The sequence below is a fragment of the Streptomyces sp. NPDC058457 genome (assembly GCF_042720695.1).
Classification (GTDB): domain Bacteria; phylum Actinomycetota; class Actinomycetes; order Streptomycetales; family Streptomycetaceae; genus Streptomyces.
On record NZ_JBHXLU010000083.1, the window covers coordinates 1 to 15567 of the forward strand.

At 70.0% G+C, this 15567-nt stretch carries 12 protein-coding genes; 9 read left to right on the forward strand and 3 right to left on the reverse strand.

The genetic code is table 11. The annotated features are described in order from the left end of the window. Positions 1 to 60: 60 nt before the first annotated feature. A complete protein-coding gene (locus ACFWPS_RS41640; RefSeq protein WP_383715853.1) occupies positions 61 to 897 on the reverse strand; it encodes an aldo/keto reductase in 837 nt (278 codons plus the stop codon). Positions 898 to 1230: 333 nt separating this feature from the next. Here ACFWPS_RS41640 and ACFWPS_RS41645 point away from each other — a divergent pair, with 333 nt between their 5' ends. From ACFWPS_RS41645 to ACFWPS_RS41680, 8 genes are read left to right on the forward strand one after another with little or no spacing between them, the layout of a single operon-like run. Then, a complete protein-coding gene (locus ACFWPS_RS41645; protein WP_383715856.1) occupies positions 1231 to 1371 on the forward strand; it encodes a pyrroloquinoline quinone precursor peptide PqqA in 141 nt (46 codons plus the stop codon). A 20-nt stretch (positions 1372 to 1391) separates the two neighbouring features. Next, entirely contained in the window at positions 1392 to 2165 is a 774-nt protein-coding gene (gene pqqC, locus ACFWPS_RS41650; protein WP_383715859.1) for a pyrroloquinoline-quinone synthase PqqC, read from the forward strand. Further along, positions 2162 to 2416, forward strand: coding sequence for a pyrroloquinoline quinone biosynthesis peptide chaperone PqqD (gene pqqD / locus ACFWPS_RS41655; RefSeq protein WP_383715862.1), 255 nt, complete (start codon positions 2162 to 2164; stop codon positions 2414 to 2416). The genes pqqC and pqqD overlap by 4 nt, the downstream gene beginning before the upstream one ends. Continuing rightward, positions 2413 to 3516, forward strand: coding sequence for a pyrroloquinoline quinone biosynthesis protein PqqE (gene pqqE / locus ACFWPS_RS41660; protein WP_383715865.1), 1104 nt, complete (start codon positions 2413 to 2415; stop codon positions 3514 to 3516). The genes pqqD and pqqE overlap by 4 nt, the downstream gene beginning before the upstream one ends. Then, entirely contained in the window at positions 3513 to 4712 is a 1200-nt protein-coding gene (locus tag ACFWPS_RS41665; RefSeq protein ID WP_383715868.1) for a glycoside hydrolase family 105 protein, read from the forward strand. Before pqqE ends, ACFWPS_RS41665 begins: the two co-directional genes overlap by 4 nt. Continuing rightward, a complete protein-coding gene (locus ACFWPS_RS41670; RefSeq protein ID WP_383715870.1) occupies positions 4709 to 7948 on the forward strand; it encodes a glycosyl hydrolase family 28 protein in 3240 nt (1079 codons plus the stop codon). Before ACFWPS_RS41665 ends, ACFWPS_RS41670 begins: the two co-directional genes overlap by 4 nt. Further along, complete coding sequence (locus ACFWPS_RS41675) at positions 7945 to 9288, forward strand: glycoside hydrolase family 27 protein (RefSeq protein WP_383715873.1); 1344 nt, start codon at positions 7945 to 7947, stop codon at positions 9286 to 9288. Before ACFWPS_RS41670 ends, ACFWPS_RS41675 begins: the two co-directional genes overlap by 4 nt. 11 nt (positions 9289 to 9299) lie before the next feature. Next, the gene (locus ACFWPS_RS41680) at positions 9300 to 11330 is read left to right on the forward strand and encodes a PQQ-dependent sugar dehydrogenase (protein WP_383715876.1); all 2031 of its coding nucleotides are present in this window, start codon (positions 9300 to 9302) and stop codon (positions 11328 to 11330) included. Between the two features lie 7 nt (positions 11331 to 11337). On the opposite strand, the gene ACFWPS_RS41685 is transcribed toward ACFWPS_RS41680, so the two are convergent. Beyond that, the gene (locus ACFWPS_RS41685) at positions 11338 to 13164 is read right to left on the reverse strand and encodes an AMP-dependent synthetase/ligase (RefSeq protein WP_383715879.1); all 1827 of its coding nucleotides are present in this window, start codon (positions 13162 to 13164) and stop codon (positions 11338 to 11340) included. Between the two features lie 390 nt (positions 13165 to 13554). Here ACFWPS_RS41685 and ACFWPS_RS41690 point away from each other — a divergent pair, with 390 nt between their 5' ends. Then, positions 13555 to 14535, forward strand: coding sequence for an Lrp/AsnC family transcriptional regulator (locus tag ACFWPS_RS41690; RefSeq protein ID WP_383715882.1), 981 nt, complete (start codon positions 13555 to 13557; stop codon positions 14533 to 14535). A gap of 29 nt (positions 14536 to 14564) precedes the next feature. On the opposite strand, the gene ACFWPS_RS41695 is transcribed toward ACFWPS_RS41690, so the two are convergent. Then, complete coding sequence (locus ACFWPS_RS41695; protein WP_383715885.1) at positions 14565 to 15428, reverse strand: LysR substrate-binding domain-containing protein; 864 nt, start codon at positions 15426 to 15428, stop codon at positions 14565 to 14567. Positions 15429 to 15567 lie beyond the last annotated feature (139 nt).

Here is a 15567-nt window from a genome sequence, read left to right on the forward strand (position 1 = left end):
CCGCTCCGGGCCGTCCGGGCGTGGGTCCGGGGGCACGGCCGGAGTGGACCGGGCTCTCGCTCAGCCCATGTCGAAGGTCGCCGGGTCCGGGCCGATGCGCCGGTCCTCGTTGAGCGCGCTGATCGCCGCGAGGTCCTCGGTGTCCAGGCTGAAGTCGAACACCGCGATGTTCTCCTTGATCCGGGACGGCGTCACGGACTTCGGGATCACCACGTTGCCCAGCTGGATGTGCCAGCGGAGCACGATCTGGGCCGGGGTGCGGTTGTGCTTCTGTGCGATCGCGACGATCGCCGGCACCTCCAGCAGCCCCTTGCCCTGGCCGAGTGGCGACCAGGCCTCGGTGGCGATGCCCTGCTCGCCGTGGAACTCCCGGGACGCGTGCTGCTGCAGGTGCGGGTGCAGCTCGATCTGGTTGACCGCAGGGATGACCGAGGTCTCCGCGATCAGTCGCTCCAGGTGCTCCGGGAGGAAGTTGGAGACGCCGATCGCCTTGACGCGGCCGTCGGCGTGCAGCTTCTCGAACGCCTTGTACGAGTCGATGTACTTGCCCCGGGCCGGCAGCGGCCAGTGGATGAGGTACAGGTCCAGGTAGTCCAGACCCAGTTTCGCCAGCGACGCGTCGAAGGCACGCAGCGTGGCGTCGTACCCGTGGTCGGCGTTCCAGAGCTTGGTGGTGACGAAGACGTCCTCACGCGGTACGCCGGAGGCGGCGATCGCCTTGCCGGTGCCCGCCTCGTTGCCGTAGATCGCCGCTGTGTCGATGCTGCGGTACCCGGCCTCCAGCGCGGTGGCGACGGCCCGCTCGGCCTCGTCGTCCGGCACCTGCCACACGCCGAAGCCCAGCTGGGGCATCTCGACGCCGTTGTTGAGGATTTTCGGGGGGACCTTGCTGCTCACGAGCTCTCGATCCTTAAGGTTGTCGACAGGTGGTACACCCATCGTCAACGATCACCGGCCCCGATGCATTCCTGACCGCGGAATCCGCCGGAACTGACCGGTGGGTCAGCCGCTGCATGTGGAGATTGGCCGGAAACGCATCCGACGTTATGGGTCCGGACCATTGACCGCGGCCGGTTTCTGCGGGGACTCTGGTGCGCATCGTCGGACGTATCGCTGAACCCGGTGCAGGGATGTGAACATCCCTGTGGGTTTTCCGGCTGATCCCTGTGAAAGAAGAACCTCTCTCTGCGCTCTGAGACCCCCCAACCTCAGGAAAGCAGGTACCCACCCATGAACGAGATCACCTCCGAGGACCGCCGGCCGGAACCCGCCGCCGCGCAGACATCGGATGAAAAGGTCTGGCGAAGCCCTGGTTATCAGGTCGTGGAGACCGCCCTGGAAGTGACCGGCTACGCCCTCGGCGACCGCTGATCCGCCCCGGACGGGCCGCCATGACCGTCACCGCTGCCACCGCCGTCACCGTCGTCGACTCCGGGACGGCCGCCGACCCCTGGCCGGTCCCGGAGTTCACCGAACGGCTGCGCGCCGTCACCGCCGACCGCTACCACGACCGGCACCCCTTCAACCAGCGCATGCACCGGGGTGAGTTGACCCCGGCCGAACTGCGCCGCTGGATCGCCAACCGCTTCCACTACCAGCGGCACATCCCCGTCAAGGACGCCCTGATCCTCGCCAAACTCGACCGGCCCGAGCTGCGCCGTCCGTGGCTGCGCCGCATCCGCGACCACGACGGAACCGCCGACGGCGAGGGCGGCATCGAGCGCTGGCTTCGCCTCGGCGAAGCGGCCGGCCTCCCCCGCGAACAGCTCTGGGACAGCGCCCGGGTCCTGCCCGGGGTGCGCTTCGCGGTCGAGGGGTACGTCACCTTCTGCCGCCTGCGCCCCGCACTGGACGCCGTCGCCGCCTCCCTCACCGAACTGTCCGCACCCGGTCTGATGCGCACCCGCATCACCGCCTTCGAACACCACTACCCGTGGATCGACCCGGCCGGCCTCGGCTACTTCCGCACCCGCGTCGACCAGGGCGCCCGGGACGGCGCGGAGGCCCTCGCGCTGGTCCTGGCCTGGGCCCGCACCCGCGAGGAGCAGCAACGCGCCGTCGCCGCGCTCACCTACAAGTGCGAGGCGCTGTGGGCGCTGCTCGACGCCGTGGACCGGGGGGACACCGCAGGCTGCGCCGACGTCCCGGACGGAGGCGGGCCATGACCTGGCGGCCCGTGCTCGCCCGCACGGCGGTACTGCGCCACGACCGGGTCCGCGGCACCGATCTGTTGCTGCTGCCCGAGCGCGTGGTCGTGCTGCACGGCCGGGCGGGCGGCGTGCTCCGGCTGTGCGACGGCAGCCGGGCGGTCCCCGAGATCGTCGCCGAACTCTCCGCGGCGTTCCCGGGGGCCCCGGTCGCGGCTGAGGTCCCGGAGTTCCTGACCGCGTTACGGAAGGAGGGGTGGCTGCGATGACCACCACGGGACCGGCCCCGCCGGCCACCGTCGAACCGCCCTGGGCGCTGCTCGCGGAGCTCACCCATGCCTGCCCGCTGCGCTGCGGGTATTGCTCGAACCCGGTCCGACTGATCAGTCGGTCAGTGGAGTTGACGTCCGGACAGTGGGCGGAGGTGTTCCGGCAGGCCGGTGAGCTGGGCGTCGTCCAGACCCATCTGTCCGGTGGCGAGCCGCTGCTCAGACGCGATCTGCCCGAACTGGTCGCCGCCGCCGACACCGCCGGCCTGTACACCCAGCTCGTCACCAGCGGAGTCGGGCTGACCGAGCGGCGGCTGGCCGGACTGGCCGGCGCCGGGCTGCGCGGGGTGCAGCTGTCCGTGCAGCACGCGGAGCCCACGGCCGCCGAACGCATCGCCGGTGCCCGCTCGTTCGCGGCCAAGGAACGCGCGGCCCGGCTGATCCGGGCGGCGGGCCTGCCCTTCGGGCTGAACGTCGTCCTGCACCGGGGCAACCTGGACGCCGTCGAGGACCTGATCGCGCTCGGCGTGGCCTGGGGCGCGGACCGGATCGAGCTGGCGAACACCCAGTACCACGGCTGGGCGGCCCGCAACCGCGCTGCCCTGCTACCCCTGCCAGGACAGGTCGAGCGGGCCCGCGACACGGTGCTCGGCTGGCGCGAACGCCTGGGTGGGGAACCGGAGTTGGTCTGGGTCGCGGCCGACCTGCTCACTGGCACGGCGAAACCCTGCATGGGCGGCTGGGGCCGCATCTCGCTCACCGTGACCCCCGACGGCACCGTTCTGCCCTGCCCGGCCGCCGCCGCCCTGCCCGGCCTCGACCCGCCCAATGTCAAGGACCGTCGACTCGCCTGGATCTGGCGTGAGTCCAGGGCCTTCAGCGCCTACCGGGGCGAGTCCTGGATGCGCGAGCCCTGCCGCGGCTGCGCCCTGCGCACCACCGACTTCGGCGGCTGCCGCTGCCAGGCGTACGCACTCACCGGAGACGCCCGCAACACCGACCCGGCCTGCCACCACGCCCCCGACCACCACCTTGTCCCTCTGCGGCGGACCTCCGCTGCCGCCGTCCCCAGAGAAGCTCCAGCAGAAGGAGGACCATGAAACGCCTGCGAGCCGCCCTCGCGGCCGTCGCGCTCACCACCGCCACCCTGGCCGCACTCCCCGCGGCCGTACCCCCGCCCGCCGTCGCCCTCGCCGCGGCCGCCGCCCCGGCCAGGCCGGCCGCCGCCACCGACTGGTCCACCGCGGTCGTCGACTCCACCATGGCCCGCTACACCCCGACCACCATCGGCGGCTGGTCCTACCCCGTCGGCCTCTACCTCTACGGCCAGTACCTCACCTACCGGCGCACCCACGACGCCCGCTGTCTCACCTACATCAAGAACTACGTCGACCGGTTCGTGAAGAGCGACGGTTCGATCGACCAGTCCTTCAACAGCCTGGACAGCATGCAGGCGGGCCGTCTCCTGGTGATCCTGCACCACGAGACGGGCCAGGACCGCTACCGCAAGGCGGCACAGAAGATCCGCGACCGCCTGAACACCTACCCGCGCACCGGCGACGGCGGCTTCTGGCACGCCGACACCAGCAGCCGCGCCCATCAACTCTGGGCGGACGGCGTCTACATGGTGAACCCGTTCCTCGTCGAGTACGGCAAGGAGTTCGGCGACGGCACGTACACCGACGACGAGGCGGCCAGGCAGCTCGCCGTCTACGGCGGCCACCTCCAGGTCGCCGGCGGCCTGCTCAGGCACGCCTACGACGAGTCGAAGAGCGCGAGTTGGGCGGATCCGGCGACCGGGCTCGCACCCGAGCACTGGTGCCGGGCCGTCGGCTGGTACGCGATGGCGATCGTCAACGTGCTGGACGCGATCCCGGCGAACCAGCCCCGGCGCCCGCAACTCATCACCATCTTCGGCAGGTTGGCGGCCGCCCTGGAGCGGTACCAGGACCCGGCGACCGGACGCTGGTTCCAGGTGATCGACAAGGGCGGCCGGAGCGACGACTGGACCGAGACCTCCTGCTCCAGCATGTTCACCTACGCCCTCTCGCGCGGCGCTCAGCAGCACTACCTCGACCCGCACTACGCGGACGTCGCCCGCCGCGGCTACCAGGGCGTGCTCGCCGAGCTGTCGGTCGGCGCCGACGGCCGTACCGACCTCGCGGGCATCTCCGTCGGCACCAACGTCGGCGACTACGCGTACTACGTCGCCCGCACCCGGGCCACCAACGACTTCCACGGCCTCGGGGCCTTCCTGATCATGAACGAGCAACTGCGAGGTGCTTCAGTGTCATGAACGCGACATCCACCACCGCACGGCACAGCGCTGTCGCGACCGTCCTCTTCGTCCTCGCCGTCGTCCTCGGGCTCTCCCACCCCGCGGCCCTCGCCGTCCCGCAATCCACCGCACCACGTGCCGGCGCCGTCTACGACGTCCGCGACTACGGCGCCAAGGGCGACGGCTCCGCCAACGACACCCCCGCCATCGACAAGGCCGTCACGGCCGCGAACGCGGCGGGCGGCGGCACCGTCCGCTTCACCGCCGGCACCTACAAGTCCAAGAACACCATCCACATGAAGAGCCACGTGACGCTCCAGCTCGACAGAGGCGCCACCCTCCAGGGCTCCAGCGCGGACACCTACGACAAGGCCGAGTCCAACCCGTACGACGCCTACCAGGACTACGGCCACAGCCACTTCCACGACGCGATGATCTACGGCGACCGGCTCACCGACATCGGCTTCGTCGGCCAGGGTGTCATCGACGGCGCGGGCAACCTCATCACCGGCAACCCGAAGACCGGCGAGGCCGACAAGATCATCTCGCTGACCCGGTGCGACGGCCTCCGGATCGGCGACGGCCTCACCCTCCGCCGCGGCGGCCACTTCGCGGCGCTGATCAACGGCTGCAAGAACGTGATGTCCGACCACCTGACCATCGACACCGCGAGCGACCGCGACGGCTGGAACGTCATCTCCACGACCGACGTCACGATCACCGACGCCACCATCCACGCCAACGACGACGCCCTGGTCTTCAAGAGCGACTACGCGCTCGGCGCCAAGCTGCCCAACGGGCATGTCCGGGTGAGCGGTTCGACACTGGGCGCCAAGTGCTGCAACGCCCTGATGTTCGGCTCCGAGACCTGCGGTGACTTCGCGGACTACCAGTTCGAGAACATCCGCATCGACGGCGCCGGCAAGTCCGGCCTCGGCATGGTCTCCATGGACGGCGCGAAGATCTCCGACGTCCACTACCGCGACATCACGATGACGAACGTCCACTCGCCGATCATGGAGAAGATCGGCACCCGGAAGCGCTGCGGGAACAGCCCCGGCGTCGGATCGATCAGCGACGTCACCTACGACGACATCACCGCCACCGGCAGCAGCCCCTCCTTCAGCCCGACCCTGTGGGGCGAGAGCGGCCACCGCATCAGCGGAGTGACCTTCGACAACGTCGACATCACGGTCCCCGGCGGCAACGGCACCATGTCCACCGGCGTGCCGAGCAACGACCCGAACGACTACAACCCCAAGGCGATCGGCACCCGGCCCGCCTACGGCTGGTACCTGCACAACGCCGACCACGTCCAGTTCACCGACAGCAGCGTGAAGTTCGCCGGGAACGACGGCCGTCCGGCGGTCATCGCCAACGCGGCGAGCGACCTCCGCCTCACCCGTTTCACCGCCCAGAAGGGCAGCGACTCCCCGTACGACATCGGCCTCCAGGACGTCACGGGTGCCTGCCTGACGGACAGCCACAACTCCTCGGGCGGCGCGCTCCGCGTCTCCGGCGGCCAGGACTGCGGTACGGCCGCGCGGCCGCTCGACCTGGAGAACCCCCGCCAGGACTTCCTCCGCGACTCCGTCGGCGGCCTCTTCCTGCACTGGGGCCTGCGCACCGCCCCCGCCCACACCAGCTGCACCGCCTGGGAGAACGACGTCACGGCCGGCGGCTGGACCCCCGGCTACTGGGTGAACGAGGCCCAGAAGCTGCACACCCAGTACCTGGTCCTCGCCACCTTCCACAGCCGCCTCGGCTACGCTCGCCCCTGGCCGTCGAAGATCCCCGGCTCCTGCTCCACCCAACGGGACTTCCTCGGCGAGCTGATCACCGCCGCCAAGGCCAAGGGCATGAAGGTCATCCTCTACATGACCAACGACCCCCAGTGGCACGACGAGGGCGGCCACGAGTGGCTCGACTCCGCCGCCTACTCCGCCTACAAGGGCAAGAACATCGACCTGACCACCAACGACGGCTTCGGGCAGTTCAGTTACGACAACTTCTTCGAGGTCATGGACCGCTATCCCGACCTCGGCGGCTTCTGGATCGACAACGACAACGCGTACTGGGAGAGCCACGACCTCTACCAGCAGATCTACCAGAAGCGCCCGGGATACACGCTCAGCAACAACAACGAGGACACGCCGATCATGGACATGATCAGCAACGAGCAGAAGACGGGGATGACCCCGGCCTACGACTACCCGCAGGCCGTCTACACCGCCCAGCCCCGCCTGACCGAGGCCGACTTCAAACTGCCCTCGACCGGAGCCTGGTGGTACGACGGCTCCGACCCCACCGTCGACCGGAAGCTCACCCTCGGCCGCCTCGTCACCAACGCGGGCTCCTCGGTGAAGGCCCTGATGGCCGAAACCGCCCAGGTCAACGGCAAGTTCCCGGCGAACCAGGCCGCCTTCAACAACTTCGCGAACTCCTACCTGGACCCCGTCTGGGAGTCCCTGCACGGCACCGAGGGCGGCGGCTACCTGTACGGCGGCCTCAAGCCCGGCTTCTGGAACGACGGCGCGCACGGCGTGACGACGATCGCCAAGGACGACCCGGACCGCCAGTACGTCCACGTCCTTACCCCGCCGTCGACCAGCACCCTGCGGATCCGAGACAACGGCTACCGCATCGCCTCCGTGACGAACCTCCGCACCGGCAAGGCGGTTTCGTGGTCGCAGTCCGGCGGCGTGCTGACCCTGACCGGGCTCGGCGACTGGGACCCGTACGACACCGTCTTCAAGGTCGTCACAGCCGGTCGCCAGGGCATCCTCACCGGCGTCAGGGTGAGCGCGAGCGCGTCGGCGAGCGGTCACGCGGGCCCGGCCGCCGGTGACGGCGACTACCTCACCTACTGGGACAACAACAAGACCCTGCCCGTCAGCCTCACCTTCGACCTCGGCTCGGCCAAGAAGGTGCAGTACCTCGGGCTCAACCAGCGCGAGGACTCGGTCTCCTACGCCCGCTCGGACACCGAGCAGTCGGCGCGGATCAAGGACTACAAGGTGTACGTCAGCAACGACGGCACCAGCTGGGGGAGCGCGGTCAAGTCCGGGCAGCTGCCCAGCCGGCGCGGCATCCAGGGCATCGACCTCACCGCCGCCACGGCCCGGTACGTCCGCCTGGAGGTGGACTCCACCTGGGCTGCCGCCACCGACACCACCCGCTACCAGCGACTGCGGATCGACGAGGCCTGGATCGGCACGGCCTACGCGACACCCGTGACCGGAGGACGCCCGTGACCAGGACCAGAACCCTCACCGTGGCGGCCGCCGCACTGCTGGCCGCGGCGGCGGTGCCGCTCCTGAGCCCCGGTCGCCCGGCCCCCGCCTCCGACAACGGCCAGGCGGTGCGGCCCGCGATGGGCTGGAGCAGCTGGAGCTATGTGCGCCGGTGGCCCACCCAGGCCAAGATCGAGGCCCAGGCCGACGCGCTCGCCGCGAGCGGCCTGAAGGACCACGGCTTCGTCCAGGTCAACCTCGACGACTTCTGGCAGAAGTGCGACGCGAACGGCTTCACCGTCGACTCCTACGGCCGCTGGGCCGTCGACACCGCCAAGTTCCCCGACGGCATCAAGGCCCTCGCGGACCACATCCACGCCAGGGGCCTGAAGTTCGGCTTCTACGTCACCCCCGGCATCGCCAAGGACGCCGTCACCCGCAACACCCCGATCGAGGGCACCTCGTACCACGCGAAGGACATCGCGGACACCTCGAAGACCGAGAAGAACTACAACTGCAAGAACATGTACTACATCGACTACTCCAAGCCGGGCGCGCAGGAGTTCGTGAACTCCTGGGCGAAGCAGTTCGCCTCCTGGGGAGTCGACTACCTGAAGATCGACGGGGTGGGCAGCCAGGACATCCCCGATGTCCAGGCCTGGTCGAAGGCCCTGCGCGTCACCGGCCGCCCCATCACCTTCGCGCTCTCCAACAACCTCGCGATCGCCGACGCCCCGACCTGGAGGTCCCTGGCCAACAGCTGGCGCACCCAGGGCGACGTCGAGTGCTACTGCGGGCCCGGCGACAACGGCAGCGGCTATCCGCTCACCGACTGGTCGCACGTCTCCGCCCGCTTCAACACGGCGGCGAACTGGCAGCAGTACGCAGGACCCGGCGGCTGGAACGACCTGGACTCGCTGGAGATCGGCAACGGCGACCAGGTGGGCCTCACCGCCGACCAGCGGCGCTCCCACTTCACCCTCTGGGCGATGGCCGCCGCCCCACTGCTCCTCGGTACCGACCTCACCCACCTCGACACCGTCGACAAGGCCATGCTCACCAACGACCGGCTGATCGGCGTCGACCAGGACGGGGTGGCCGCGAAGCGCATCGTGAACAGCGGGGTCAGGCAGGTCTGGAGCAAGAAGGAGAGCGACGGCCAGTACGTCGTGGCTCTCTTCAACACCGGCACCTCCGGCAGCTCCACGGTGAGCGTGGACTGGTCCCAGGTCGGCTTCACCGGCTCCGGGGACGTCACCGACCTGTGGTCCGGCTCCCACAAGGGCACCGTCGCCACCACCTACAGCGCGACCCTGCGCCCGGGCGAGACCCGGCTGATCCGCGTCCGGCCGCTCGGCTGAGGAGGACCGTCATGACCCCCAGAACCCTGCTCGCCCGCGCCCTGCCGCTGGCCCTGGCCCTACCCCTCGTCGCCCTGCTGCCGGGGAGCGCGCGGGCGGCCACCGACTACCAGGCCGAGGACGCGGCCATCTCCCAGGGCACCGTCGCCACCAACCACACCGGCTACACCGGCACCGGCTTCGTCGACTACACGAACATCAAGGGCTCGTACGTGGAGTTCACGGTGAGCGCGGCCACCGCCGGCACCTCCGCGCTCGCCCTGCGCTTCGCCAACGGCACCGCCACCGACCGGCCGTTGGACATCTCCGTCAACGGTACGGTCGTCGCCGCCGGAGTCTCCTTCCCGGCCACCGCCGACTGGAACACCTGGGCGACGAAGTCGGTGAACGTCCCGCTGACCGCGGGCAGCAACAAGATCCGCGCCACCGCCACCACCGCGAACGGCGGCCCCAACCTGGACAAGGTCGGCATCGGTACGGCTGCCGACACCCAGGCCCCCACCCGCCCCGGCCAGCCCTCCTGCTCCGACATCGGCGAGGACACGCTCACCCTCGCGTGGGGCGCAGCCACCGACGACGTGGGCGTGACGGCGTACGACCTCTACGAGCACGGCAACAAGATCGGTGAGGCGCCCGGGAGTTCGACCTCGAAGACCCTCACCGGGCTCGCCCCGAACACCACCTACGACCTCACCGTCATCGCCCGCGACGCGGCCGGCAACACCTCGCCGGCCAGTCCTGTCGTCGACTGCACGACCAGGCCGAGCAGCGACAGCACACCGCCCACCGCCCCCGGCACCCTGTCCGTGGCCGGCATCACCGCCAACACCGCCGACCTCGGCTGGGGCGCGTCCACCGACGACCGGGCGGTGACCGCGTACGACATCCGCAGCGGGACCACCGTCTACAAGACGGTCACCGGCGGCACGACCGCCACGCTCACCGGTCTCGCCTGCGACAGCCCCTACACCCTGGACGTCGTCGCCCGGGACGCGGCCGGGAACGTCTCCCCGCCGAGCAACGCCGTCACCTTCACCACCAAGGCGTGTGCCACCGACGGCGGGGTGCCCTCCTCCGTCGCCACGCTCTCCAGCGGCTGGACCATCCCCTGGGGCACCTACTGGATGCCCGACGGCAAGACCGCGCTGGTCACCGAGCGGGACGACTTCCGGGTCTGGAAGGTGACCAAGGACGGCACGCGGACCCAGGTCGGGACCGTCCCGAACGCCGTCACCACCAACGGGGAAGGCGGACTGCTCGGTGTCGCCGTCGACCCCAAGTGGGAGACGAACCACTACGTCTACTTCATGCACACCGCGGACGAGGGCAACCGGGTCGTGCGCATGACCTACGACGGCACCGGGCTCAGCGACTACAGGATCCTGCTCCAGGGCATCAAGAAGAACCGCTACCACAACGGCGGCCGGCTCCTCTTCGGCCCCGACGGCTACCTCTACGTCTCCACCGGGGAGGCCCAGACACCCGACCTCGCCCAGGACAAGAACTCCCTCAACGGCAAGATCCTGCGCATGACGACCGACGGCAAGCCGGCCCCCGGCAACCCGTTCGGCAACTACGTCTACAGCCTCGGCCACCGCAACCCGCAGGGCCTCGCCTTCGACCGGGGCGGGCGGCTCTGGGAGGCCGAGTTCGGCAACAGCTCCAAGGACGAGCTCAACCTCGTCAAGCCGGGCGCCAACTACGGCTGGCCGACCTGCGAGGGCACCTGCTCGGTCGCCGGGATGACCAACCCCAAGGCCACCTGGAACGTCTCCGAGGCGTCCCCGAGCGGTATCGCCATCGTCCGCAACGTCGTCTACATGGCCTCGCTGCGCGGCGAACGGCTGTGGCGCATCCCGATCAACGGCGACAACGAGAGCGTGGGCACCCCGACGGCGTACTACGTCGGAACCTACGGCCGGCTGCGGACCGTGACCAAGGTGCCGGGCGCCGACCAGCTGTGGCTGTCCACCACCAACTGCGACAACAACGGCAACGAGCCGGACGGATCCGACAAGATCTTCCGGGTCAGCATCAGTTGACGGAGCATCAGGCCCGGTACAGGGCCTCGACCTCGTTGGCGTAGGCGTTCTCGATCGCCTTGCGCTTCAGCTTCAACGACGGGGTCAGCAGGCCGTGTTCCTCGGTGAACGGCTGGGCGAGGATACGGAACGTACGGATCGACTCGGCCTGCGAGACCAGGGTGTTGGCGGCCACCACCGCGCGCCGCACCTCGGTCTCCAGGTCGGCGTCCCGCACCAGCTGGGCCGCGGACATCTGGGGCTTGCCGCGCATCTGCAGCCAGTGCTCGACGGCCTCGGTGTCGAGGGTGACCAGGGCGGCGATGTAGGGGCGGTCGTTGCCGACGACGATGCACTGGTTGACCAGCGGATGGTCGCGAACCCGCTCCTCCAGGACGCCGGGGGAGACGCTCTTGCCGCCGGAGGTCACCAGGATCTCCTTCTTGCGGCCGGTGATGGTCAGATAGCCGTCCTCGTCCAGGGAGCCCAGGTCGCCGGTGGCCAGCCAGCCGTCGTGCAGGGTGGCGTCGGTGGCCTTCTGGTTGTTCAGGTAGCCCTGGAAGACGTTTCCGCCGTGCAGCCAGATCTCCCCGTCGTCCGCGATGTGCACGGTGGTGCCGGGGATGGCCTGGCCGACGGTGCCGTACCGGGTGTGCTCGGGCGGGTTGGCGGTCGCCGCCGCCGTCGACTCGGTCAGGCCGTAGCCCTCGTAGATCTGCACGCCCGCGCCGGCGAAGAACAGGCCGAGCCGGCGGTCCATGGCCGAGCCGCCGGACATGGCGTTGCGGATCCTGCCGCCCATCGCCGTCCGCACCTTGGCGTAGACGAGCTTGTCGAAGAGCTGGTGCTGCATGCGCAGCGACGCCGACGGACCGGGCCCGGTGCCCCACGCCTTCGCCTCGACGGCGTCCGCGTACTTCACCGCGATCTCGACCGCCTTCTCGAACGGCCCGCCCTTGCCGTCCTTCTCCGCCTTGCGCCGCGCCGCGTTGAACACCTTCTCGAAGATGTACGGCACGGCCAGGATGAACGTCGGCCGGAACGCGGCCAGGTCGGGCAGCAGCGCCGCCGCGTGCAGCTGCGGCTGGTGCCCGAAGCGGACCCCGTGCCGGATCGCCGCCACCTCCACCATGCGGCCGAAGACATGCGCCAGCGGCAGGAAGAGCAGGGTGGAGACCTCCTCGCCCTTCTTGGCGCGGAACACCGACTCCCAGCGGGCCACGACCGTGTCCGCCTCGTACATGAAGTTCCCGTGCGACAGGACACAGCCCTTGGGGCGGCCCGTGGTGCCCGAGGTGTAGATGATCGTGGCGGTCGACTCGGGGGTGACCGCCTGCCGGTGCCGGTGCACGACCTCGTCCTCGAGGTGCGCGCCCGCGTCGTACAGCTCCTGCACCGCGCCCTCGTCCAGCTGCCACAGCTGGCGCAGCTGCGGCAGCCGGTCGATGACGGTGGCGATCGTCATCGCGTGGTCCTCGTGCTCCACGACGGCGGCCGTGCACTCGGCGTCGTACAGCATCCAGAAGCACTGCTCCGCCGACGAGGTCGGGTAGACCGGCACCACCTGGGCGCCGATCGTCCACAGCGCGAAGTCGAACAGCGTCCACTCGTAGCGGGTACGGGACATGATCGCGACCCGGTCGCCGAACCGGATGCCACGGGCGAGGAGCCCCTTGGCGAGGGCGAGGACCTCGTCGCGGAACTCGGCGGAGGTCACGTCACGCCACTGGCCGAGCTCGTCCTTGCGGCCCAGTGCGACATGCAGCGGGTCCGTCCGGGCATGCTCGAACACGCAGTCGGCCAGACCGCCGACCGGCGGTGCCGACGCCAACGGCGGGTTGGTGAACTCGCGCAAACCCCGCTCCCCGCTCCTCGCTCCACAGTGACGACAGTGACGCTCCGCACAGCGCCGTGAAAGCTACCCCACCGGAAGACCGTTCGGGAGGGGGTGCGAAAACGAGCATTGCTCTCGTATGACCGCGCTCACGTACGGAAAATACGCTCACATGGGGAGGGGTCGGACAGAATCCTTACGGTTCAGTAAGTTCCGGCTCCGTAATCTCCACGGAATCTGTACGACCCGGTTACGGCCCCCGGCCGGTTACCCGTCGGTCAGGGCGGCGTGCCGCAGCACTCTCTGAAGACAGCGCCGACGTGGCCGATTCCGTCACTCCACGCGTCCCGCCGTGCGTACGGTTCTGGGCGGTGAGAAACGGCCTTGCGGCGGAACCCGACGGGAGTGGCCATGCTGGAGCTGGAATCCGACACGCTGGACCCGCTGGACGTGCAACTGCTCAGCGCGCTGGAGGTCGACGGCCGTGCCTCCTTCAGCCGGATCGCGGCCGTGCTCGGCGTGTCCGACCAGACGATCGCCCGCCGCTACCGGCGGCTGTGCGCCGAGGCCGGGCTGCGGGTCGTGGCGGTCCGCGACGCCGAGCGGCTCGGCCAGGACCAGTGGATGCTCCGGCTGCGCTGCGCGCCCGACGGCGCCACCGTCATCGCCGACGCGCTCGCCAAACGCCCCGACACCGCCTGGATCGGGCTGGCCTCCGGCGGCACGGAGATCGCCTGTATGACCCGGCCGCGCCACCCCGGCGACCACGACGACCTGCTCCTCGGCAAGCTGCCGCGCACCCCGAGCGTGGTGGAGATCCGTGCGCAGCAACTGCTGCACCGGTTCTACGGGGGGCCGACCGGGTGGGTGCGGAAGTTCCGGGCGCTGTCCGAGGAGCAGGCGGCGGCGCTGCGGCCGGCGCTGCCGGAGGCCGACGGGCCTGCGCGGCTGGAGCCCGAGGACGCGCCGCTGCTCGCCGCGCTGGAGCGGGACGGGCGGGCGACGTATCCGGAGTTGCAGCGGGCAACGGGTCGGTCCGAGTCGTCGGTGAAGCGGCGGCTGGCCGCGCTGATCGGCTCCGGGGCGGTGTACATCGATGTCGAGTACCGGTCCGAGGTGCTGGGATTCTCCAAGTCCGCGCTGTTGTGGATCACCACGACGCCGGCCGCGATGCACTCCGTGGGTCAGGCGCTGGCGGTCCATGACGAGGTGGCGTTTGCTGCGGCTACCGCCGGTCCGTCGCATGTCGTGGTGACGGCGGTGCTGCGGGACACGGCTCATCTCTACGCGTACCTGAGCGGGCCGGTGGGGCGGCTGGAGGGGGTGCAGCATGTGGAGGCGATGCCGTTTTTGCGGAGGGTGAAGCAGTTGACGTATCAGGGGTTGTGGTGAGTCTGGCGCCCCTTCGGGGGCGCCTGCAGCTAGGGGCGTCTCAAGCGGGCTCCGCTGGTCAGGATTGCTGCCGCCAAGGCATCTGCCGCTGTCTGTGCCGGTGTGCGTCTCGGGCCGTGTACGAGTACGAAGTCGACCTTGCCCAGTTCCGGTAGGCCTGCCCGGTCCGGGACCCGGAACAGGCCCGGGGGGATCAGGCCCTTTGAGTGGGCCATCACGCCCAGGCCCGCTCTCGCCGCCGCGATCAGGCCGTTGAGGCTGCCGCTCGTGCAGACGATGCGCCAGTCGCGGCCCTCGCGCTCCAGTGCCTCCAGGGCCAGGGCGCGGGTGATGCCCGGCGGGGGATAGACGATCAGCGGGACCGGACGGGCGGGGTCCAGGCGGAGCCGCTCCGCGCCGATCCACACCAGGTCGTCGTGCCAGACCAGCTCGCCCAGCGGATCCTCGGCGCGCCTCTTGGCCAGGACCAGGTCCAGCTTCCCGGCGGCCAGCTGCTCGTGCAGGGTGCCCGAGAGCTCCACCGTCAGTTCGAGGTCGACCTCGGGGTGGTCGTGGCGGAAGCCCTCCAGGATCTCCGGCAGCCGGGTGAGGACGAAGTCCTCCGACGCGCCGAAGCGGAGCCGGCCGCGCAGCCGGGTGCCGGTGAAGAAGGCCGCCGCCTGCTCGTGCACCTCCAGGATCCGGCGGGCGAACCCGAGCATCGCCTCGCCGTCCTCGGTCAGTTCCACGGAGTGGGTGTCCCGGGAGAACAGCTGACGGCCGGCCGCGTCCTCCAGACGGCGCACATGCTGGCTCACCGTGGACTGGCGCAGCCCGAGCCGCCGGGCGGCCTGGGTGAAGCTGAGCGTCTGGGCCACCGCCAGGAAGGTGCGCAGCTGCGAAGGGTCGTACACTCGAACATGTTATCGCGGAACACGATGACAGTGAGAGTGGTATACGGGATTCCCGATCAAGTGTCGGAGGAGGACGATGGAGAGGGGCCTTCCGGCTCCGGCGAGAACCCGGCCGTATGCGCCGGCACGACACCCTGAC

What these genes read in the sequence shown, in the direction of transcription:
- ACFWPS_RS41645 (WP_383715856.1), top strand. Translation starts at nt 1,231, where the DNA reads ATGAACGAGATCACCTCCGAGGACCGCCGGCCGGAACCCGCCGCCGCG.
- pqqC (WP_383715859.1), top strand. Translation starts at nt 1,392, where the DNA reads ATGACCGTCACCGCTGCCACCGCCGTCACCGTCGTCGACTCCGGGACG.
- pqqD (WP_383715862.1), top strand. Translation starts at nt 2,162, where the DNA reads ATGACCTGGCGGCCCGTGCTCGCCCGCACGGCGGTACTGCGCCACGAC.
- pqqE (WP_383715865.1), top strand. Translation starts at nt 2,413, where the DNA reads ATGACCACCACGGGACCGGCCCCGCCGGCCACCGTCGAACCGCCCTGG.
- ACFWPS_RS41665 (WP_383715868.1), top strand. Translation starts at nt 3,513, where the DNA reads ATGAAACGCCTGCGAGCCGCCCTCGCGGCCGTCGCGCTCACCACCGCC.
- ACFWPS_RS41670 (WP_383715870.1), top strand. Translation starts at nt 4,709, where the DNA reads ATGAACGCGACATCCACCACCGCACGGCACAGCGCTGTCGCGACCGTC.
- ACFWPS_RS41680 (WP_383715876.1), top strand. Translation starts at nt 9,300, where the DNA reads ATGACCCCCAGAACCCTGCTCGCCCGCGCCCTGCCGCTGGCCCTGGCC.
- ACFWPS_RS41690 (WP_383715882.1), top strand. Translation starts at nt 13,555, where the DNA reads ATGCTGGAGCTGGAATCCGACACGCTGGACCCGCTGGACGTGCAACTG.